Here is a 21,209-nt window from a genome sequence, read left to right as displayed (position 1 = left end):
CTTGATGTTTTTCGAGCTTTCTTAAGAAGCCGGTCCCAGAGCGGGAAAGCGCCACAGGGGCGCGCCGTTGTTGCGGCTTGGGGAGAGCTCCGAGAGGATCAGCTCCGGGTCCCAGGCGGCGAGGCTCCGCTCCCGGCTGTTGGGGTCGGCCACCAGCACCCTCCCATCCAGGGTGACGCCCCGGAGGAGGATGAAGTGTCCGGCGTTGGTAAAGTGCCCCTTGGTCATCAGGGCCACAAAGAGACAGCCGGAGGCCAGGTCTTGGTACAGCTGCTCCGCCGAGAGGTCCGGGACAGACTCGGCCTCCAGGCCGTAGGCCGCCGCCGTGCCCTCCACGATGGAGAGGTAGGAGCCGCTGCCCGGGGCGCAGTAGCCGGACTGGTAGGCAAACCGGGCCATTTCAGCGGGGTCCACCACCTCTGGGGTGAGGGAGGAGACCACCATGGACATGGCGACGGGGCCGCAGCCGTAGCCCCGGATGGCGTCCGGGCCGTAGGGGCTGCTGGCCCAGGGCTCCTCGCCCTGGCAGAAGTAGACCACATCCACCGCGCCGCCGGTGAGGATTTCCCGGCCGTCCCGCAGGCGGAAGCCCGTAACGGCGGGGTCCTCCGGCGTCAGGTCCTCCACAATGGCGGGCTCCCCGGCCAGCTGGCTGACGGGGGCCTCCGGCTCCGGGATTTCCTCGGGCGTCTCCTCCGGCTGGGCGAGCTGGGAAATCTGCTGGGGGAGCTGGGCCAGGGCCCCGGCGGCGCTGGACCAGAGCCGCCCGGACAGGGCGGCCACCGGCTCGGTCAGCCGGCGGAACAGGGCCGGGTCCGCGAAGCGGCACACCGCCAGCTCCGTGCCTATGACGCACAGCAGGGCCAGCAGAATCCACCCCAGCAGCCGGCGTTTTTTGGCTGGTTTTCCTTGACGGCGCAAGCGGCTCCCCCCAGTTTCATCCTTGATGGCAGAAATTATAACAAAGTCCAGCGAATTTGTATAGAGCAGAATCAGGAAAACCTGTGGAACCGAGCGGCAGCGGGGACATGGAGACCGGACAGGCGGGAGACACGGGGCTCAGGAAAGGAATGGTCGATATGCCACAAATTTGGATGGAAGGTGTCAGCAAATTTTACCAACAGGAGAAAAAGCTGGTGGCCGCTGTCCAGGGGATCGACCTGACGGTGGAGCGGCAGGAGTTCGTCTTTGTCACCGGGAGCAGCGGCGCGGGCAAGAGCACCCTGCTGCAGCTCATTGCCGGGGAACTGCGGCCCTCCAGGGGAGAGATTTATATCAACAATGTCAGCACCTCCTCCCTGATGGCCCGGAGCTGGAGCCGCCGGCGGCTCCAGATCGGCTACGTCCCCCAGCTCTCCCAGCTGATGCGAAAGCGGACCATACAGGAGAACCTAGAAACGGCGGCCCGCCTCACCCACAGGAGGCGGCGGGCCCCGGTCCAGGACCGGATTCAGAAGGCCCTGAGCCTGGTGGGCCTGAAGAATGTGGAGGGGCGCTACCCTGCGGAGCTCTCCCAGGGGGAGTGCCGCCGGGTGGAGCTGGCCCGGGCCATCATCAACAGCCCCCCCATTTTGGTGCTGGATGAGCTGACAGCCAACCTGGATGAGGACACCATCTGGGATATGTTTCACCTCATCAGCGACCTAAACCGGCGGGGAACCACCGTGATCATGGCGACGCACGCCAAGCAGTTTGTCAACCTGATGCGCAAGCGCGTGATTACGCTGGTGGACGGGAGAATTTTTGGAGATGTGCAGAAGGGCCGCTACGGTGACGTCGTCTAGGCCCACATGGAAAACGGAGCGCCGGCCCCAAGCCTTCACGCCGCCGGACAGACCATCGGAGCGTCCAAAGCGGGGAGGCTGCCGGCGTCCGTTCGGGCCCTGAATTTTGGGACGGACCCGTAGGGCTTGTTTGAAACATGTCAACATGTCCAACCGGCGGGGCTTTTGCCCCCTGGACGGCGCAATTTTTCCTTGCAATCCGCCAGGATTCCTGCGAAAAAATTGCTTGCCAGAGGCCCAAAATCCCTCGCTGCCGGATACATCGCCAATTTTCAAACAAGCCCTAGAAATCAACTGGAGGATAGATTTTATGAAGAACGTAAAGATCAAAACGCTGATGATAGTCTCGTTCATCATCACCTTTGTGCTGATGGCGGCGGTGGCGGTGGCCGCGCTGCTCTCCATCCGCGCGGTGCACGACAGCTATGAGGCGGTTCTCAACCAGCCCGTCGCCCTCACCGACGCCGTACAGGAGAGCGCCGAGAGCGTCAATCTCATCGCCCGGCAGCTGCGGGATATGGCGCTCTTTGGCTATGACAGCACCACGTCCGCTGACATCTCCGATTCCGTTGCGAACATTGATGTCCAGCTCAACACCATCCTCAGCCTCTACAACGGCGGGGACAGCCTGGCGCAGAACTACATCGACGCTGTGGACGCCTATGAGGAAGTGCTGCTGAGCACGGAATCGGCTTTGAGCGCCAACAACGTGGACCGGGCCCTCACCATCATCGAGACCCAGGGCGGGCCCGCCCTGGAGCAGGTGCTCAGCGCCCGGGAAGCCCTGGCCCAGCAGGTGTACGCCCTGGGGCTCCAGGCAACCGAGGCGGTGGACGCCCGGATTCTGCGGGACATCATTCTGATTGTGGTCCTGGTGGTGCTGACCATCCTGGTGAGCGTCATCCTGAACGTCCAGCAGCTCACCAGCATCCTCAAGCCCCTGCAAACCGCAGAGGAGGCCGTGGTGGCCTTCAGCAAGGGCGAACTCTCCCGCAACGTGGACTACGACGCCAACAATGAGATCGGAGCCATGTGCGCCGCCGTCCGGGACTCCCAGGCCATTGTCAGCAGCATCATCGGGGACATCGTCTCCGTGACCCAGCGGCTGTCCGACGGCGACCTGACCATGGAGATCGACCGGGACTATCCCGGCGAGTTCGCCCCCATCAAGGCCAACCTGGAGGAGCTCTTTGACCGCCTGAACAGCACCATGGGCAACATCCTCCAGGCCTCGGACCAGGTGGCCGCCGGGGCCGACCAGGTCTCCACCGGCGCCCAGGGTCTGGCCCAGGGCGCCACCGAGCAGGCCAGCGCCGTGGAGGAGCTCTCCGCCACCATCAACGAGATCGACAAGAGCGCCCAGGACAACCTGAACCTGGCCAAGACCGCCCAGAGCAAGTCCCACGAGGCCGCCGGTCAGGTGGAGGTCAGCAACAGCAGGATGCAGGAGATGGAGCAGGCCATGCGGGACATCCTGACGGGACAGAAGGACATCGAGAAGATCATCGAGACCATCGAGAACATCGCCTTCCAGACCAACATCCTGGCCCTGAACGCGGCGGTGGAGGCCGCCCGGGCCGGCTCCGCCGGCAAGGGCTTCGCGGTGGTGGCCGACGAGGTGCGCAACCTGGCCTCCAAGTCCGACCAGGCCGCCAAGCAGACCAAGAAGCTCATCGAGGATTCCATGTCCTATGTGGACCGGGGCAGCCAGCTGGTGTCCGACGTGGTCAAGAGCATGGAGAAGACGGTGGAGAGCGCCTCCGTGGCCATCTCCTATATGGAGCAGCTGGCCGACAGCTCCATCGCCCAGGCCGATTCCATCGCCCAGCTCACCACCGGCGTGGACCAGATCTCCGCCGTGGTGCAGACCAACTCCGCCACCAGCGAGGAGTCCGCCGCCGCCAGTGAGGAGCTCTCCTCCCAGGCGGTGGTCATGAAGCAGATGATCCAGAAGTTCCGCCTGCGGGGGGAACAGGCTGCGGAGGAGCCCCAGCCCGCTGCGGCGTCCGTGGGCGCCGCCCCCGCCTACAGCGGCGGCGGGGACAGCGCCGGTGAGAATATCTTCAGCAAGTATTGATTTGGATGAGACGGCCTGGGGCCGGCGCTGCATCCGGCGGAAATGGAAGTTCAGCCTCCCGGGAGGGAACGCGGAATTCCGGCCGGAGGAAGCGCGGAGGGCCCCGGCCGGAGAAAAAGGGAGGGTGTCTTTGGGGAAAGGGCGCCCTCCCGGCTTCTGTTGGAAGGAGGGGCAGAGAGATGCCCACAGCCGTGGAATATCCCGTCCAGGAAACCGAGCTGGTCTACGCCCTGGACATCGGCACCAGGAGCGTCATCGGCGTCCTGGGCCGCCGGGAGGGGGACCGGATGCGCATCCTGGCGGTGGAAAAACAGCAGCACGCCAAGCGGACCATGATGGACGGCCAGATTGAGGACATCGGGCAGGTGGTCCAGGTGGTGTCCGCCGTCACCCGGCGGCTGGAGCGCACCGTGCAGCGCAGGCTGGTCCGGGCCAGCGTGGCCGCCGCCGGCCGGGCCCTGCAAACCGAGCGGGGCAGGGCCCGGCTGGAGCTCCCCGAGCCGGAGCGCATTGGTCCTGACCAGGTCAGCCAGCTGGAGCTCTCGGCGGTGGCCGAGGCGGAGCGGGCGATCCGGGAGGACGAGGCGGGAGGCCCCCGGATGTTTCTGGTGGGCTACACCGTGACCCAGCTCCAGCTGGACCACTACCCCATGACCAGCCTGGAGGGCCACACCGGCCAGGTCCTGGAGGCCGCCGCAGTGGCCACCTTCCTGCCCAGCGAGGTGGTGGACAGCCTCTACGCCGTCATGCGGGGGGCGGGGCTGGAGGTGGCCAGCCTCACCCTGGAGCCCATCGCCGCCCTGAACGCCGCCATCCCCGCCGACCTGCGGCTGCTGAACCTGGCCCTGGTGGACATCGGGGCCGGCACCTCGGACATCGCCATCTGCCGGGACGGCAGCGTGGTGGGCTACACCATGGCCACGGTGGCGGGGGACGAGATCACCGAGGCCCTGATGCGGGCCTACCTGTTGGACTACCCCACGGCGGAGCGGGTGAAGACCGCCCTGGCGGCGGGGGAGGAGGTGGTCTGCACCGACATCCTGGGCTTCGAGCACCGCATGACCCCCGGGGAGGTGCAGGAGCAGGCCGGTCCCGCCGTGGAGGCCCTGGTGGGGGAGATCGCCCGGCGGGTCCTCCAGGTGAACGGCGGCCCCCCCTCGGCCCTCTTTGCGGCGGGGGGCGGCAGCAAGCTCTCCGGCCTGTGCGCCGGGCTGGCCCGGGCCCTGAAAATGGACGAGAAGCGGGTGGCCCTGGCGGGGCGCTACTTCCAGAACAGCGTCTTCTCCGAGGAATTCCACCTGGAGGACCCGGAGCTCACCACCCCCCTGGGCATCCTGGTCTCCTCGGGGCTGGGGCTCATCAGCGACAGCTTTCGGGTGCGGCTCAACGGGACGCCGGCCAAGCTCTTCCGCAGCGGGGAGCTCACCGCCCTGGAGCTGCTGATGATGAACGGCTACGCCTACGGCGACCTGCTGGGCCGGGGCGGGAAGAGCCTGGTGCTCCAGATCGACGGGCGGCGGGCGGTCTTCTACGGCGACCCGGCAGCCCCGGCGGTGCTGGAGGTCAACGGCCAGGCGGCCCAGCCCTCCCGGATGATCCAGGCGGGGGACGACATCCGCTTCCAGCCGGCGCGGCCGGGGGCCGACCGGACCCTTACCGCCGGGGACCTGGCCCGGGAGCTGGGGGCGGCGGGGCTCCGCTGCCAGGGAGCGCTCCTGGAGCCGGGGGCCCTGCTGACCTCCGGCATGGAGCTGGAGACCGTCCCGGCGGGACAGCCCCCCAAGCCCCGGGAGGGCCCGCCCCCGGCCGAGTATCCTGCGGCCCCCGTTGGGAGTCCAACCCCCTCCGCCGGGAGCTCTGGGCCCCCGCCTGGGAGTGCCGGGAGCTCTGGGCCCCCGCCTGGGAGTGCCGGGAGCCCTGAGGCCCCCCCTGGACGCCCGGCGGCGTCCGCCGCCCCCGGCGGGGGCGCCGCCCCCGCCGGGGCCGCCTGCATCCTTACCCTGAACGGGAGAACCCTGCGCCTGCCGCCCAAGGCGGACGGCGCGCCCTACTACCTGATGGACCTGCTGGAGCGGTCCGGGATCGACTTCAAGCATGTGGAGCGCCCGGTGGTGCTGACCGTCAACGGGGCGGCCTGCACCTTCCAGCAGAGGCTCAACGATCATGACAATGTGGAGATTCGCTATGAAGATGATTGAACAAGTGAGACAAGCCCCCCGCCAGGGTCTGGCGGGGCTGGTCCTGGGGATGTTCCTGCTGCTGAGCGGCTGCGGCGGGGGGGAGTCCGGCGCCCCCGTGGAGTACCGCATTGGGGACGACTTCCTGCCCTCCATCACCCAGCTTGCCACCCCGGGGGAGGATGCCGCCTTCTCCCAGGAGGGGGAGGAGGACGCCCCCTCCTACCACTACACCGGGCTGGAGTCCGGCAGCGCCATGGTGACGGAGTATGTGGACACCCTGGTGAGCATGTACCACTGCTCCGTCCTGGATGAGGAGAACCGGGAGACCGAGCTGGGCGCCCTGGCCGAGGAGGGCTCCCTTCGGGTGGGGATGGCGGGGAGCGCCGGCAACGGCCTCTTCGTCCTGGACATCCGGTGGGGGACGGACTCCTGCACCGTCTCCCCCCAGTTCCTGGAGGGGGCCCAGATTCAGCCGGCCGCCCCGTCGGAGGACGAGAGCATCACCATGGCCGAGGCGGTGACGGTGCTGGAGGAGTTCTCCCCCCAGTCCCTGGGGCTGGCGGGGACCGACCTGTCCGTCTACTACATCTACCCGGACGACGGCATCGTCATGGTCAACGGCGAGCCCTGCTTTCAGCTGGACGCCTATACCACCGGCGAGCACAAATATGCCGGGACCTATATGGTCTCTGCCACCGGAGAGCAGGTCTACCGCCTGGACCGGCTCACCGGCGAGGTGACCCAGCTGCGGTAAGCGCCTTCCGCAAAAACCAAAGGCCCCCGGCCCGCGCCCAGGCGCGGGCCGGGGGCCTTTGGTTTTTCATTCGGGCCGGAAAAGCGGGGAAAACCGGGCCGGGACAGGGTACCGGCGGGGTCCCGGGCGCATACGCTGAAGTAGATTCTCGTTCATTGGAGGGTATGAAAATGGCAACGGAACCCAAGGTCCGATTTTATTTGGGGGCGAATTCCCCCGGCGGCTTTTTCTCACTCTACGACCAGCTTATCGACCCCGCCGGGGCGGAGGAGGTCCTGATCCTGAAGGGGGGCGCGGGCTGCGGCAAGTCCACCCTGATGAAGGCCGTGGCGGCCCAGGCGGAGGAGCGGGGCCTCCAGGTGGAGTACATCCCCTGTTCCGGGGACCCGGACTCCCTGGACGCCATCGTCCTGCCGGAGCGCCGGGCCGCCATTGTGGACGGCACTGCCCCCCATGTGGTGGAGCCTGCCTGCCCCGGGGCGGTGGAGCGGTACGTCAACCTGGGGGACTGCTACGACCACAAGGGCTTGAAGCCCCGCCGGGGGGAGCTCCAGGAGGCCATGAAGGGCTACAAGGGCTGCTATGCCCGGGCCTACCGCTGCCTGGACGCGGCGGCGGAGATCGCCGCCGACCTGCGGGCCCTGGTGGTCACCCCGGCGGTGGAGGCCAAAATCGCCCGGCGGGCCAAGGGCATCCTCTCCCGGGAGGTCCGCCGGGGCGGGGGAGAGGGGGGCCGGGTGCGGCAGCGGTTCCTCTCCGCCGTCACCCACAAGGGGCCGCTGGTGGAGTTCGGCACCGTGGAGCGGCTGTGCCGCCGGGTCTATGAGCTCTCCGACACCTACGGACTGAGCCACCTGATGCTCACCCACCTCCTCTCCGGCGCGGCGGCGGCGGGGCACGACGTCATCGCCTGCCCCTCCCCCATGGCCCCCGACCGGCTGGAGCATGTGCTGGTGCCGGGGCTGTCCCTGGCCTTTGTTACCAGCAGCCCGGCCCTGCCCTACGAAAAGCGGCCCTACCGCCGCATCCGCATGGACGCCATGGCCGACCCCGAGGCCGTCCGCCGGAACAAGGCCCGGCTCCGGTTCTCCCGGAAGGTCTCCGCCGCCCTGGTGGAGGAGGCGGTGGACTCCCTGGCCCAGGCCAAGGCCATGCACGACAACCTGGAGGCCATCTATAACCCCTATGTGGACTTCGACCGGGTCCACGCCCTGGCCGGCTGGGCCGCCGGGGAGCTCCTGGGGGACCGGGAGGCCGGATAGCTGGACCGCAACGCCGCCAACAGGAACCAATCCGCCGCCTCTCCGCGCCAATCCCCCGGAGAGGCGGACCCTTTTTGCCCGAAAACGCCGCCGGAAGGGAAGAGCCCCCGAGAAACCCGGCGATTTTCCCCCTTTGACGCTTTACAAGCAGGGGGATTTGGAGTATGCTGAACAGGCGGGAACCCCGCTCCGGCGGGGCCCCGCGGATCCATTTCAAATGCAAAGGGGATGAGAGAGATGCGAGGTGTAGAGACACGCATTCAGGAGCTCCGCCACAGGGTATTCCGGGAGGTGGCCCGGATGGCCTACCATACCGAGTGGCCGGTGGACAAACGGATCGAGGAGCTGCCCTACAAGATCATTCCGGGAGAGGTGGGCAATTACCGCAACGACGTCTTCCTGGAGCGGGCCATCATCGGGGAGCGGCTGCGCCTGGCCATGGGCCTGCCCTGCCGCAGCGCCGCCGAGCACGCCCCCCTCTCCGACAACATCGAGGCGGCGGACCGCCCGGAGACCTACTATACGCCCCCCCTCATCAACGTCATCAAGTTCGCCTGCAACGGCTGTGAGGAGAAGCGGGTCTTCGTCACCGACGGCTGCAAGGGCTGTCTGGCCCACCCCTGCGAGGAGGTCTGTCCCAAGGACGCCGTCAAGCTGGACCGCTACAACGGCCGCTCCCATATCGACCAGGACAAGTGCATCCAGTGCGGCCGGTGCGCCGGCGTGTGCGCCTACCACGCCATCATTATCCAGGAGCGGCCCTGCGCCTCCGCCTGCGGCGTGGACGCCATCGGCTCCGACGCCAACGGCAAGGCCAACATCGACTACGAAAAGTGCGTCTCCTGCGGCATGTGCCTGGTGAACTGCCCCTTTGGGGCCATTGCCGACAAGTCCCAGATTTTCCAGGTCATCCGGGCCATTCAGTCCGGCGAGCGGGTCTATGCCGCCGTGGCCCCGGCCTTCGTGGGCCAGTTCGGGCCCAAGGTGACGCCGGGCAAGCTCCGGGCCGCCATGAAGGCCCTGGGCTTCGCCGACATCTTCGAGGTGGCCATCGGCGCCGACCTGTGCGCTACCCAGGAGGCCGAGGATTTCGTCCGGGAGGTGCCGGAAGAGCTGCCCTTCATGGGGACCTCCTGCTGCCCCGCCTGGTCCGTCATGGCCAAGAAGCTCTTCCCGGCGCACGCCAAGTGCATCTCCATGGCCCTGACCCCCATGACCCTCACCGCCCGGCTCATCAAGCACCAGCACCCCAACGCCAAGGTGGTCTTCATCGGCCCCTGCGCCGCCAAGAAGCTGGAGGCCATGCGCAAGAGCGTCCGCAGTGAGGTGGACTTTGTCCTCACCTTTGAGGAGATGGCCGGCATCTTCGACGCCAGGCACCTGGAGCTGGAGAGCCTCCCTGAGGACCCAGACGGGGTCAACGACGCCTCCACCGACGGGCGGAACTTCGCCGTCTCCGGCGGCGTGGCCGCAGCGGTGGTGGACGTCATCCAGAAGCGCTGCCCCGACCGGGAGGTGAAGGTGGCCGCCGCCGAGGGCCTGCGGGAGTGCCGCCAGATGATGAAGGACGCGGCGGCCGGCAAGTACCCCGGCTATCTGCTGGAGGGCATGGCCTGCCCCGGCGGCTGCGTGGCGGGGGCCGGCACCATGCAGGGCATTAAGAAGTCCCAAGCAATGGTGAACCTCTACGCCAAGCAGGCCAAGCATAAGGCCTCCTGCGACACCGAGCACATCAAGGAGCTGGACAAGCTGGTGGACTGAGCCCCTACAGACCCAGAACAGCGGAAAAAACGGACGGCTGCCTCCGGCAGCCGTCCGCTTTCCGCTACAGGGTGAAGTCCTCGTCCTTCAGGTGGGAGAAGTCCGGGGCGTGGGGCCGGGGCGGGACCCGCTTCAGGGGGTCGTAGCGGAAGGAGCGGCAGCTCCCTCCCGCCGGCACCACGCCCTTTTTGATACAGACCACCTGTTCCCCATCCAGGGGGGTGCAGCGGACGCAGTAGAAGCATCGAGGCTCCATGTTTTTCTCAAACAGCATGACGGGAACGCATCCTCTCCAGTGGTTTCCCCTCCATTATACTACGCCTCCGCGCCGTTTTCTACTGGTTTTTCCCACGGCGGCCGCAGCGGCGGCGAAAAAGAGCAGCCACAGCACCCAGGCGCACACGATGGAGATGGTGAGGGCGGTGGAGAAGTCCAGCTCCGCGATGCCCTCCACCTGGGCGGCCAGGTAGGAGGACACCGGCGCCTCCAGGGGGAAGACCTGGACCAGCAGGGCGGTCAGGAGGGCCGCCAGGCCGCCGTGGAGGAGCTTGCCCCCCAGGTAGGGCCGCACCGACAGGCCGCTGCCCCCCAGGAAGGAGAGGACCTGGCAGTGGACGGACAGCCCCGCCCACCCCAGCAGGAAGGCGGCCATGGAGAGCTCTCCCGCCGTGGCCCCGCCCCCGGAGAGGGACCAGACCCCCGAGGAGAGCTCCAGGGCTCCGGTGAGCAGGCGCTCCGCCCAGGCGGGAGAGAACCCAAGGGGGGCGAAGAGCCGCCCCAGGAGGGCCGCCAGCCCCGGCAGGAGGCCGGAGAGGAAGAGCAGCCGGATGACCACAGTGAAGAAGACCACAAAGGCGCAGATGTTGAGGACCGAGAGGAAGGAATTTTTTACCGCGCCGGTGAAGGCGGCGGTGAACCGCTCCGCCTGGAACCGGGGGACGGTCCGGGCCTCCTTTCCCCGGCGGCCCCCCTTGTAGAAGTGGAAGAGGAGCCCCACGCACACCGAGGCGGCGGCGTGGGCCAGGTAGAGGAGCACCCCCACCCGGCTGCTGGCGAAGACCCCCGCCCCCACCACCCCCAGGATAAAGGCAGGGCCGGAGTTGTTGCAGAAGGAGAGGAGCCGTTCTGCCTCCGTCTTGGTACACATGCCCTTCTGGTAGAGGGACAGGGCGGTGCGGGCCCCCACGGGGTAGCCCCCCACGAAGCCCAGGACGAAGGCGGAGGCGCAGGCCCCCGGCACGTTGAACAGGGGACGCATGAGCTTTTCCAGGGCCCGCCCCAGATAGCCGGCCAGCCCCAGGTCCACCACCAGGGCGGAGAGGACGAAGAAGGGGAAGAGGGAGGGGATGATGACGTGATAGCACAGCCGGAGCCCCTCCCGGGCGGCCTCCATGGCCTCCTGGGGCCAGAGCATCAGGGACAGGACGGCGCACAGAAGGGCCAGGCCCAGGAAAAAATCCCGGACCCCCTGGCGGGAGAGCAGCCTGGACACAAGACATCACCTCACAGCAGAGGATATGCCGGGCGTGGGCTGTCCCATGCCGGAAGGAGAGGAGAACCCCATGCGCATGAAACAGTCCCCTGCCTGCGGCCAGGGGAGCGAGGAGCGCCGGACGGTGGAGACCCCCCTGGGGCCCATGGAATACCGGCTGACGGTAAAGCAGGTGAAAAACCTGAACCTGCGGCTCCGGTCCGACGGGACGGTGGCGGTGTCCCTGCCCCGGCGGGCGCCCAGGAGCGCCGCCGACGCCTTTGTCCGGGACCGGGCGGACTGGATTGTCCGCCACCGGCAGGCCCTCCAGCGGGACCAGGGGGCCGTCCTCCCGGCCCCGCCGGACCCGGCGGCGGCCCTGCCGGTCCTGGCCGCCTCCCTGGAGCGGATGTACCCCCTGGTGGAGCCCCTGGGGGTCCCCAGGCCGGTCCTCCGGGCCCGGTTCATGACCAGCCGCTGGGGGAGCTGCCACGTTGCCAAGGGGGTCGTCGTCCTCAACACCGCCTTGGCGGCGGCGGAGGAGGACCTGCTGGACTATGTGACCCTCCATGAGCTGGTCCACTTCCTCCACCCCAACCACGGGGCGGGGTTCTACGCCGCTATGGACGCCCTCCTCCCCGACTGGCAGGTCAAGCGCCGGCGGCTGAAGGGGCGCCGCCTGGAGCGGCCTTGATTCAAAAAACAGAAAAGCCCCCCGGTTTGCCCCGGACAGGCAAGCCGGGGGAACTTTTTGCATACAATTCCAGGAAAGGGCCGCCGGAGCGGCACAGAGGCGCGGGAGGAACGGGTTATGGAGAAAAAGGGGCGGCGGGAGGGGCTTTTGGAGCGGACGGCGGAGGTCTTCGACCTGCCCGGCGACGTGGTGGCGGGACTCCCCCGGGTGGAGCTGCTGGGGGACCGGCAGCTGCGCATGGAAAATCACAAGGGCATCCTGGCCTACGGCAGCGAGGAAATCCACATCAGCGGCGGCAAACTCATTGTCAAGGTCCGGGGGGCCAACCTGACCCTGCGGGCCATGAACGCCTCGGAGCTCCTCATCACCGGGGACATCATCGGGGTGGACCTGGCCTGAGCCGCCGGGGCGCGAAGGGGAGGGAAGGATATGCAGGCCATCATCAACTTTCTGCGGGGCAGCGTCCTCTTCACCGTTACCGGGGCCTTCCCGGAGCGGTTTCTGAACCTGTGCGCCCAGGCGAGGGTGGGGTTCTGGGACCTGGAATGGCTGGACCCCCACACCCTGCGCCTGCGGGTCTCCCGGCGGGACGCCCGGCGGGTGGAGGCCCTGGCGGAGAAGGTCCTGTGCGAGGCCAGGGCCCGGCGGCACTTGGGCGCGCCCTATTTCCTGGCAGGCTTTCGGAAGCGGTACGCCCTGCTGCTGGGGCTGGCCCTCTCCCTGACGGCGGTGTGCGTCCTCTCCCGGTTCGTCCTCACCATCGAGGTCTCGGGCAACGAGCGGGTCTCCACCGCCGCCATTCTCACGGAGCTCTCCCGGCAGGGGGTGCGGGTGGGGGCCTACGGCCCGGGTCTGGATGTGCGGCGCATCAGCCAGGAGTCCCTGCTCCAGCTGGACGGTCTGTCCTGGATGGCCATTAACCTCCACGGCACCCGGGCGGAGGTGCTGGTGCGGGAGAAGCTGCCCGAGCCGGAGGTCCGGGACGAGTCCACCCCCGCCAACGTGGTGGCCCGGGCCGACGGGGTGATCCTGGACCTGGAGGTGCTGGACGGCCAGGCCGCCTTCCGGGAGGGGGAGGCGGTGCTCCGGGGGGAGGTGGTCATCCGCGGGACGGTGGACCTGAAGGAGCCGGAGTATGCTGCGGTGGACGCCGGGCAGCGGCTGGTCCACGCCCGGGGCAGCGTCTGGGCCCGGACCTACCGCACCCTCTCCGCCGCCCTTCCCCTGGAGGCCCGGGTGAAGCAGTACACCGGGGAGGGAGTGACCCAGTGGTCCCTGCTGATTCTGGGCCGGACGGTAAATTTTTTCGGAAAGGGTGGCGTTTTCACCGGGGGATATGATAAAATAGTGGAGACCTATCCCCTCACCCTCCCCGGGGGCCGGGTGATGCCCCTGGCCCTGCGGAGAACGGAGTACCGGGCCTATGAGACCCGGCCCGCCGCCCTGAACGCCGCCGCCGCCCGGAATATGCTGGAGGAGCGGCTTCTGGCGCGGCTGGACGCCCTGGTGGGGGAGGACGGAGCGGTTTTGAACACCGTCTTCACGGTCCGGGAGGAGGACGGTATGCTGGTGGTCACCCTGCGGGCCGAGTGCCGGGAGCAGATCGGCCGGGAGGTCCCCTTTGAGGGGACGGTGGGGGAGCTGATCCCAGGGACATCCAACAGCGGGGCGGAATAAAATATAAAGCCCCGGGACGTATAAGGAGCGAGGAAATTTGACAGAACAGACCGTCAGTTTGGAGCGCGTGGAAGAGGCCGCCGAGCTCTTCGGCTCCTTCGACGAGAACATCCGCATCCTGGAGCGGGAGCTGGGCGTGTCGGTGGTGAACCGGGACGGCAGCCTGAAGGTCTCCGGCGGGGAAGAGGCCGTATTATACGCCGCCAAGGCCATCCAGGGCCTGCTGGAGCTCTCCGGCCGGGGGGAGCCCCTCAACGAACAGAACGTGCGCTATGTCCTCCAGCTGGTGAGGTCCGGCCAGGAGGACAAGATCGGCCAGGTGGCCCGGGACGTCCTCTGCGTCACCGCCAAGGGCAAGCCCGTCAAGCCCAAGACCTTGGGCCAGAAGCGCTATGTGGACGCCATCAAGGCCAATACCGTCACCCTGGGCATCGGTCCCGCCGGGACCGGAAAGACCTATCTGGCGGTGGCCGCCGCCGTGGCCGCCTTCCGGTCGGGGCAGATCAACCGCATCATCCTGACCCGCCCGGCGGTGGAGGCCGGAGAGCGGCTGGGCTTCCTGCCTGGAGATCTCCAGAGCAAGGTGGACCCCTACCTGCGGCCCCTCTATGACGCTCTTTTTGACATGCTGGGACCTGAGACCTACAATAAGTATCTGGAGCGGGGGAATATCGAGGTGGCCCCCCTGGCCTACATGCGGGGCCGGACTTTGGACGACTCCTTTATTATTTTGGATGAGGCACAGAACACCTCCCGGGAACAGATGAAAATGTTCCTCACCCGGATGGGCTTTGGCTCCAAGGTGGTCATCACCGGGGACGTCACCCAGATCGACCTGCCCGCCGACAAGGTAAGCGGCCTTCGGGAGGCCATGCGGGTCCTCAATGGGGTGGAGGACATCGCCATCTGCCGGCTCAGCGGGGCCGACGTGGTTCGCCATGTTATCGTTCAGCGTATCATCAAGGCCTACGAGGAGGACGAGCACCGCCGCAAATCCCAGGAGGGAAAGCGGAAATAGACCGCGTACCTGCGGACGCCCCGGCCAAAGGGGCGTCCGCTTTTTTTGCCGGGGAAAGGGGACTGTTCAAACCGGGGAAAATCGTGTATAATCACAGGGCGAGCGGGAATGGACACGGGGCTGAGGACCGGAGCGCTTGGAGGGAGAGAGATGACCCGGATTTCCTGGTACGGATACGACCTGGAGGTGGACGGGCAGGCCACCCGGGACTGGTACGCCTAGGCGGAGGAATGGGGCTGTGACTGCGGCCGCTGCCGGAGGAGATTTTGGAGATTCTGGATCAACTGCACATCCCGCCGGAGAAGACCACAGATCTGAGTGAATTTTGCGATGAGGACGGGAAATTGCGCTGCGGCCTGCGCTGCCGCGTGACGGGCTGGGTGCTGGACGAGACCATCGGCGGTCCCAAGAAGGAGTGATACCATGGCAAAACGAAACTACATCCCCATTACCGCCGACGTGCCCGGGGTCAGCGAGGGTCAGCAGGCTTTCATTCGGAAGGTGATCCGGACGGCCTTGACGGCGGAGGGGGTGGATTTTCCCTGTGAGGTGGATGTGAGTGTCACCAGCGACAGGGGTATCCAGGCCCTCAACCGGGATATGCGGGGGGTGGACCGGCCCACTGATGTACTGAGCTTCCCCGCCTTTGCCCTGACCCCCGGAGAGCTGCCGGGGCCGGAGGACGCCGACCCGGCCACCGGGCTGGTGCCTCTGGGAGATATGTGCCTCTCCCTGGAGCGGGTGAAGGCCCAGGCCAGGGAGTACGGCCACTCCAACCGCCGGGAGCTGGCCTATCTGGTGGTCCACTCGGTCCTCCACCTGCTGGGCTATGACCACCTGGATGAGGGTCCGGAGAAGGCCCGGATGCGGGAGCGGGAGGAGGCCATCCTGGGGGAGCTGGGCATCCCCCGGGAAGCAGAGAAAGAGGAGGAAAAAGCATGAAGGACCTGTTGGGCACCCTGTTCAGCGCCGCGGGCTTTGGATTTCTCTCCTTTGCCCTGTTTATGGGGCTGTCCCTTCTGCTGGGGGATATGGTATTCGCGGTCTGCCTCTTGGCGCTTCCAGGGGTCATTGTAGGCACCGGCCTCAGCGTGGTCCAGGCCCTGAAGCAGGACCGGGAGGAGCCCGGGGAATAAAAGAGACCGGAGAAGGCCCGGAGGCGGGCCTGAAAGGAGGCCATTCTGGGGGGCACGCTTGGAATGGCCGAAGAACAAAAAAGAGAGGCGGAATTGCCTGTGGAGATCAAAAAATCGGGGATGCTGTCCATTGTGGGACGGCCCAACGTGGGGAAATCCACCCTGACCAACGCACTGGTGGGGGAGAAGATCGCCATCGTTACCAATAAGCCCCAGACCACCCGGAACCGCATCTGCGCGGTAGTGGACCGGGGAGAGTGCCAGTTTGTCTTCCTGGACACCCCGGGTCTCCACAAGGCTCGGACCCGGCTGGGGGATTACATGGTGAACGTGGTCCGGGAGAGCGTGGCCGACGTGGACGCCGTGCTGCTGCTGGTGGAGCCCATCCCCCACATCGGGGGCCCGGAGGCCGAGCTCATGGGGCGCATCCAGGCCCTGAAGGTCCCCGCCGTGCTGGTCATCAACAAGATCGACACGGTGGAGAAGGAAAAGCTCCTCGCCGTCATGCAGACCTACCAGGAGGCCCACGACTTCCAGGCCATCGTCCCCATCTCCGCCAAGACCGGCGAGGGGGTGGAGGAGCTGCTGGACGTGCTGGAGCCCTTCCTTCCGGAGGGCCCTCAGCTCTTCCCCGACGGCATGGTCACCGACCAGCCGGAGCGCCAGGTCTGCGCCGAGCTCATCCGGGAGAAGCTGCTGCTCTGCCTGGACAAGGAGATCCCCCACGGTACCGCCGTGGAGCTCACCAAGTTTTCCGAGCGGACCGGCAGCGGCATCCTCGACATCGACGCCACCATCTACTGCGAGAAGGAGAGCCACAAGGGTATCCTCATCGGCAGGGGGGGGGCTATGCTGAAAAAAATCTCCACCCTGGCCCGGAGGGACATCGAGGCCTTTATGGGAACCAAGGTCTTCCTTCAGGTCTTTGTCAAGGTCAAGAAAAACTGGAGGGACAACCCCAATTTTATCCGGGACGTAGGGCTTGTTTGAAACATGTCAACATGCCCAACCGGCGGGTCTTTTGCCCCCTGGACGGCGCAATTTTTCCTTGCAATCCGCCAGGATTCCTGCGAAAAAATTGCTTGCCAGCCGCCCAAAATCCCTCGCTGCCGGACGCATCGCCAATTTTCAAACAAGCCCTAGCTACCGGGCGGACTGAGGCATAAAATTTACCGCTGATAATTCCGGCGGCGGCAGGCAACCTAACCGTAAAAGGGGGCCTGATCAAAATGTCCAGCCAGATGCTCTGGACGCTCTTTGCCGCCACTGGCCTTCCGGAGGCGTACACCCTCTACCGCCTCCTTCTGGAGGAGGAGCGGGCGGCGAAAACAGCGTAGAGAGCGGGGGCGGTGCGCCCCCCTTACATATCAGGTGATGCTATGTACGTCAAGACCCAGGGGCTGATCCTCCGGGAAACCAATTATAAGGAAGCCGACAAGATCCTCACGGTGCTCACCCGGGAGGGGGGAAAGCGGACGGTGAAGGCCCGGGGCTGCCGCCGGAGGAACAGCCCTCTGGCCGCCTCCGCCCAGCTCCTGGCCTGGTCGGATATGACCCTCTTTGCCCACCGGGAGCGCTTCACCCTCCAGGAGGCCGAGCCCCTGGACCTCTTCTGGGGGGTCCGCGCCGATGTGGAAAAGCTGGCCCTGGCCTCCTACTTCGCCGAGGCCGCCGGGGCGGCAGCCGAGGAGGGGCGGCCCGACCCCGCCCTCCTGTCCCTGGCGCTCAACTCCCTCTACGCCCTGGACAAGCTGCGAAAGCCCCTTCCCCTGGTGAAGGCGGCCTTTGAGCTCAAGCTTCTGTGCGTGGCGGGGTATGAGCCCCTGCTGGACGCCTGCGCCGTCTGCGGCGACCCCCAGCCCCGGGAGCCCCGCCTGGACCTGGCGGAGGGGGTCCTCCGCTGCGCCGCCTGCGGCCTGGGGGACGGAGCGGACCGGAGCCTGGACGCCGCAAGTCTGGCCGCCATGCGCCATGTGGTCTACGGAGACCCCAAGCGGCTCTTCTCCTTTACCCTGGACGCCGCCGCCCTGGGCCGCATGGCCGCCGCCTGTGAGGACTTCCTGCTCAGGCAGCTGGAGCGGGGCTTTTCCACCCTGGACTTTTACCGCCGGCTCACGGCGGGCGGAGCCTAAGCACGGAACGCCCGCCTGAGCACGGAACGCCCGCCTGAGCACGAGCCCGTGTACGACTGCAATGATGTTGGAGAGAATCGCTATGACCGACCTGTTTGAAAAATCCATCCAGACCCTGGAGCTGCCCCGTGTGCTGGAGCTCCTGGCGGCTCAGGCCGCCACCGAGGAGGGCCGGGAGCGCTGCCGCGCCCTGCGGCCCAGCACAGACCCGGACGATGTGGCGCGGCTGCTGCGGGAGACCTCCGCCGCCTGCTCCATGATCGTGCTCAGAGGGACCCCCGCCCTGTCGGGGGTGCGGCCGGTGGCGGCCTCCCTCCAGCGGGCCGAGATGGGGGGCGCCCTCAACACCCGGGAGCTGCTGGACATCGCCGCACTCCTGCGCTGCGCCCGCTCCGCCAAGGAGTACGCCGCCGGGGACGGAAACGCCAGGACCTGCATCGACCATCTCTTCGCCTCCCTCCAGGCCAACCGCTTTCTGGAGGACAGGATCACCGGGGCCATCCTCTCCGAGGACGAGATCGCCGACGCCGCCAGCCCCGAGCTGGCCGACATCCGGCGGCACATCCGGGCCTCCGCCTCCAAGGTCCGGGACATCCTCCAAAAGCTCATCTCCTCCTCCCAGTCCAGGTACCTCCAGGAGTCCATCATCACCATGCGCTCCGGCCGGTATGTGGTGCCGGTGAAGTCGGAGTACAAAAATGAGATCCCCGGCCTGGTCCATGACGTGTCTGGCTCCGGAGGCACCTTCTTCATCGAGCCCATGGCGGTGGTCAAGACCAACAACGAGCTCCGGGAGCTCCAGTCCCGGGAGGAGAAGGAGATCGACCGCATCCTCCGGGAGCTCTCCGCCGAGTGCGCCGCCCACCGGGAGGACATCGCCCAGGACTACGACCTCATCATCCTCATCGACTGCATCTTCGCCCGGGGCCGGCTCTCCGGGCGGCTCAAGTGTTCCGAGCCCAGGCTGGCGAAGCGGGGCCTCACCCTGCGGAAGGCCCGGCACCCCCTGCTGGACCCCAAGAAGGCGGTGGCCAACGACCTCTATCTGGGCGGGGACTTTGACACCCTGGTGATCACCGGCCCCAACACCGGCGGCAAGACGGTGACCCTCAAGACCATCGGCCTGTTGACTCTCATGGCCCAGTGCGGCCTCCACATCCCCGTGGACGACGGCAGCTCCGTGATGGTCTTCGACCATGTGCTCTCCGACATCGGCGACGAGCAGTCCATCGCCCAGAGCCTGTCCACCTTCTCCTCCCACATGGTGAACATCGTGGGCATCCTGGCCGAGTGCGGCCCCGGCTCCCTCATCCTCTTTGACGAGCTGGGGGCGGGCACCGACCCGGTGGAGGGGGCCGCCCTGGCCGCCGCCATCATCGAGTCGGCCCGGGAGCGGGGGGCTCTGGTGTGCGCCACCACCCACTACGCCGAGCTGAAGGTCTACGCCATGACCACCAAGGGGGTGGAGAACGCCTCCTGTGAGTTCGACGTGGAGACCCTGGCCCCCACCTACCGCCTGCTCATCGGGGTGCCGGGGAAGTCCAACGCCTTCGCCATCTCCCGACGGCTGGGCCTGCCTCAGGCCATCATTGACAAGGCCGCCGGGCGCATCGACGCCGAGAACATCCGCTTTGAGGACGTGCTGACCCAGCTGGACCGCCAGCGCCAGCAGCTGGAGAAGGAGAAGGACGAGGCCCGACGCCTCCGCCGGGAGATGGAGGAGTCGGCCCAGGCCGCCCGGGCGTACCGGGAGAAGCTGGAAAAGGAGAAGGCCAAGGCAGTGGAGAAGGCCCAGGCCGAGGCCCGGGTTATCCTCCAGGAGGCCCGGGATACCGCCGACCGGGTCTTCGCCGAGCTCAACGACATGCGCCGCCGCCAGGAGAAGGAGGCCGGCTGGCTGGAGCAGAACCAGCGGCGGGCCGGCCTTCTCCACCAGCTCAACGAGGCCGAGGACGCCCTGGGGGCCGGGGAGGCGCTTCCGGCTCCGCCCCCCACCCGCCCCGCCCGGGCGGGGGACACCGTGGAGCTGGTGAAGATGGGCGCCCGGGCCAGCGTCATCGCCGTGAACAAGGACGGGTCTCTCCAGCTCCAGGCGGGGATTTTGAAGATCACCGCCAAGCAGGAGGAGGTCCGGGTGGTGGAGGACGCGGGCGGCAGCGGAAAGCAGCAGGCCGCCCGGATCGCCCAGCGGGCGGAGCACAAGCTCCGGGCCCTGGGGGCCTCCCCGGAGGCGGACCTGCGGGGCATGATGACCGACGAGGCCATCCTGGCCCTGGACCGCTTTCTGGACAGCGCCGTTATGGGACGGCTGGAGACGGTGACGGTCATCCACGGCAAGGGCACCGGCGCGGTGCGCAAGGCGGTGCGGGACCACCTCAAGCGCAGCAAATACGTCAAGTCCTTCCGTCCGGGCCGCTACGGCGAGGGCGAGGACGGCGTCACGGTGGTGGAGCTCAGGTAAGGCGGAGCGAAGCAAGCCGGGCGCCATATGGGGCCGTCCCTGTTTTTCGTCGGGACACAAAGTTCTGCCGTGAAATTTTTCTGTCAGGCCATGTGAATTTGTGTAAAATGTCATTGACGGTTGAAGCGAAATTTGGTATGCTTAGATACGCAAATAGGTTTTGTTTTTGAGGGGGGAACACAAGTGTATATCAAAGAGGCTGTCGTGAACAATCAGGTAGGTCTCCATGCCAGGCCGGCCACTTTCTTCATCCAGAAGGCCAACGAGTTCAAGAGTTCCATCTGGGTGGAAAAGGAAGAGCGCAGGGTGAATGCCAAAAGCCTGCTTGGCGTCCTCTCTCTGGGCATCGTAAAGGGGACCGCCATCAATCTGATCGCGGACGGGCCCGACGAGAAGGAGGCCGTTGAGGCGCTCATCGAGCTGATCTCCAGCAACTTCTCGGAGTAAGGATTTCACTGCAAAAAGCGCCGCGGCAGCGGCGCTTTTTTTATATCGGAGGGGAGGCGCCTATGGGAAGCCGGGAGGATGATGCGCCCGATGTGGAAGACTATGTTCAGGAGCGGCCCGCGCGGCAGGCTGTCCTGACCGTGAACCCTGATCCAAGGTGGTGATTTCCCCGTTGACCTTCGACGAAGGGAAAGATAAAGCCCACAGCCCAATCCCAAAGGCGCGGGCGGGCCCGCGCCTTTGGGGCCCCGGGGGGATTTGACATCCTCGGGGCAAGCGAATTGCCCCTGCGGAAAGGTTTCGGGCCTTCGGCCCGAAACCTTTGGACGCGCCTGACGGCGCGGCTCGCTTGCGC

General features: G+C 66.8%; 20 protein-coding genes. 17 read left to right on the top strand and 3 right to left on the bottom strand.

The features are described from left to right. Positions 1-21 precede the first annotated feature (21 nt). On the bottom strand, positions 22-921 hold the full coding sequence (locus Q0K09_RS04960; RefSeq protein ID WP_294473647.1) for a C39 family peptidase: 900 nt from the start codon (positions 919-921) through the stop codon (positions 22-24). 158 nt (positions 922-1,079) lie between these two features. Between Q0K09_RS04960 and Q0K09_RS04955 the strand changes: the two genes are divergently transcribed. From Q0K09_RS04955 to Q0K09_RS04930, 6 genes are all read left to right on the top strand, one after another. Continuing rightward, entirely contained in the window at positions 1,080-1,784 is a 705-nt protein-coding gene (locus Q0K09_RS04955; protein ID WP_294473645.1) for an ATP-binding cassette domain-containing protein, read from the top strand. A gap of 310 nt (positions 1,785-2,094) precedes the next feature. Then, complete coding sequence (locus Q0K09_RS04950) at positions 2,095-3,861, top strand: methyl-accepting chemotaxis protein (RefSeq protein ID WP_294473644.1); 1,767 nt, start codon at positions 2,095-2,097, stop codon at positions 3,859-3,861. 179 nt (positions 3,862-4,040) lie between these two features. Then, positions 4,041-6,059, top strand: a complete 2,019-nt coding sequence (locus Q0K09_RS04945; protein WP_294473641.1) for a cell division FtsA domain-containing protein — start codon at positions 4,041-4,043, stop codon at positions 6,057-6,059. Next, the gene (locus tag Q0K09_RS04940; RefSeq protein ID WP_294473640.1) at positions 6,046-6,795 is read left to right on the top strand and encodes a hypothetical protein; all 750 of its coding nucleotides are present in this window, start codon (positions 6,046-6,048) and stop codon (positions 6,793-6,795) included. Before Q0K09_RS04945 ends, Q0K09_RS04940 begins: the two co-directional genes overlap by 14 nt. A gap of 170 nt (positions 6,796-6,965) precedes the next feature. Further along, positions 6,966-8,057 (top strand): hypothetical protein, encoded by a 1,092-nt coding sequence (locus Q0K09_RS04935; RefSeq protein WP_294473638.1) that lies wholly within the window; start codon positions 6,966-6,968, stop codon positions 8,055-8,057. Between the two features lie 237 nt (positions 8,058-8,294). Further along, the gene (locus Q0K09_RS04930; protein ID WP_294473636.1) at positions 8,295-9,818 is read left to right on the top strand and encodes a 4Fe-4S dicluster domain-containing protein; all 1,524 of its coding nucleotides are present in this window, start codon (positions 8,295-8,297) and stop codon (positions 9,816-9,818) included. Between the two features lie 64 nt (positions 9,819-9,882). Here the strand turns inward: Q0K09_RS04930 and Q0K09_RS04925 are convergent, their stop codons facing one another. Together Q0K09_RS04925 and Q0K09_RS04920 are read right to left on the bottom strand one after the other, a co-directional pair. Then, entirely contained in the window at positions 9,883-10,092 is a 210-nt protein-coding gene (locus tag Q0K09_RS04925; RefSeq protein ID WP_294473633.1) for a hypothetical protein, read from the bottom strand. Positions 10,093-10,128: 36 nt separating this feature from the next. Further along, positions 10,129-11,310 (bottom strand): nucleoside recognition domain-containing protein, encoded by a 1,182-nt coding sequence (locus Q0K09_RS04920; protein WP_294473631.1) that lies wholly within the window; start codon positions 11,308-11,310, stop codon positions 10,129-10,131. Positions 11,311-11,380: 70 nt separating this feature from the next. On the opposite strand from Q0K09_RS04920, the gene Q0K09_RS04915 reads away from it, so the two are divergent. The 11 genes from Q0K09_RS04915 (at position 11,381) to Q0K09_RS04865 (ending at position 20,854) form a co-directional block, all read left to right on the top strand. Then, a complete protein-coding gene (locus Q0K09_RS04915) occupies positions 11,381-11,983 on the top strand; it encodes a YgjP-like metallopeptidase domain-containing protein (RefSeq protein WP_294473629.1) in 603 nt (200 codons plus the stop codon). A gap of 117 nt (positions 11,984-12,100) precedes the next feature. After that, positions 12,101-12,382 carry a YabP/YqfC family sporulation protein gene (locus tag Q0K09_RS04910; RefSeq protein WP_294473628.1) on the top strand — a complete coding sequence of 94 codons (282 nt, stop codon included), beginning with the start codon at positions 12,101-12,103 and terminating at the stop codon, positions 12,380-12,382. A gap of 30 nt (positions 12,383-12,412) precedes the next feature. Beyond that, positions 12,413-13,660: a sporulation protein YqfD gene (locus Q0K09_RS04905; protein ID WP_294473627.1), complete on the top strand. Its 1,248-nt coding sequence runs from the start codon at positions 12,413-12,415 to the stop codon at positions 13,658-13,660. Positions 13,661-13,697: 37 nt separating this feature from the next. Continuing rightward, positions 13,698-14,678 (top strand): PhoH family protein, encoded by a 981-nt coding sequence (locus Q0K09_RS04900; RefSeq protein ID WP_294473625.1) that lies wholly within the window; start codon positions 13,698-13,700, stop codon positions 14,676-14,678. Positions 14,679-14,944: 266 nt separating this feature from the next. After that, positions 14,945-15,097, top strand: coding sequence for a hypothetical protein (locus Q0K09_RS04895; protein WP_294473623.1), 153 nt, complete (start codon positions 14,945-14,947; stop codon positions 15,095-15,097). Between the two features lie 4 nt (positions 15,098-15,101). Then, on the top strand, positions 15,102-15,620 hold the full coding sequence (gene ybeY, locus Q0K09_RS04890) for an rRNA maturation RNase YbeY (RefSeq protein ID WP_294473622.1): 519 nt from the start codon (positions 15,102-15,104) through the stop codon (positions 15,618-15,620). Then, a complete protein-coding gene (locus Q0K09_RS04885) occupies positions 15,617-15,814 on the top strand; it encodes a hypothetical protein (protein ID WP_294473621.1) in 198 nt (65 codons plus the stop codon). The genes ybeY and Q0K09_RS04885 overlap by 4 nt, the downstream gene beginning before the upstream one ends. A 63-nt stretch (positions 15,815-15,877) precedes the next feature. After that, complete coding sequence (gene era, locus Q0K09_RS04880; protein ID WP_294473619.1) at positions 15,878-16,804, top strand: GTPase Era; 927 nt, start codon at positions 15,878-15,880, stop codon at positions 16,802-16,804. A 389-nt stretch (positions 16,805-17,193) separates the two neighbouring features. After that, complete coding sequence (gene recO, locus Q0K09_RS04875) at positions 17,194-17,946, top strand: DNA repair protein RecO (RefSeq protein ID WP_294473617.1); 753 nt, start codon at positions 17,194-17,196, stop codon at positions 17,944-17,946. Positions 17,947-18,028: 82 nt separating this feature from the next. Continuing rightward, positions 18,029-20,407: an endonuclease MutS2 gene (locus tag Q0K09_RS04870; RefSeq protein WP_294473615.1), complete on the top strand. Its 2,379-nt coding sequence runs from the start codon at positions 18,029-18,031 to the stop codon at positions 20,405-20,407. 183 nt (positions 20,408-20,590) lie between these two features. Then, a complete protein-coding gene (locus Q0K09_RS04865) occupies positions 20,591-20,854 on the top strand; it encodes an HPr family phosphocarrier protein (protein WP_294473612.1) in 264 nt (87 codons plus the stop codon). Positions 20,855-21,209: the final 355 nt, after the last annotated feature.

This window comes from uncultured Intestinimonas sp., assembly GCF_944387725.1.
In the GTDB taxonomy this organism is placed as follows: Bacteria; Bacillota; Clostridia; order Oscillospirales; family Oscillospiraceae; genus Intestinimonas.
The sequence above is the reverse complement of the archived record's forward strand: the minus strand, read 5'-3'. Positions and strand labels throughout refer to the sequence as shown.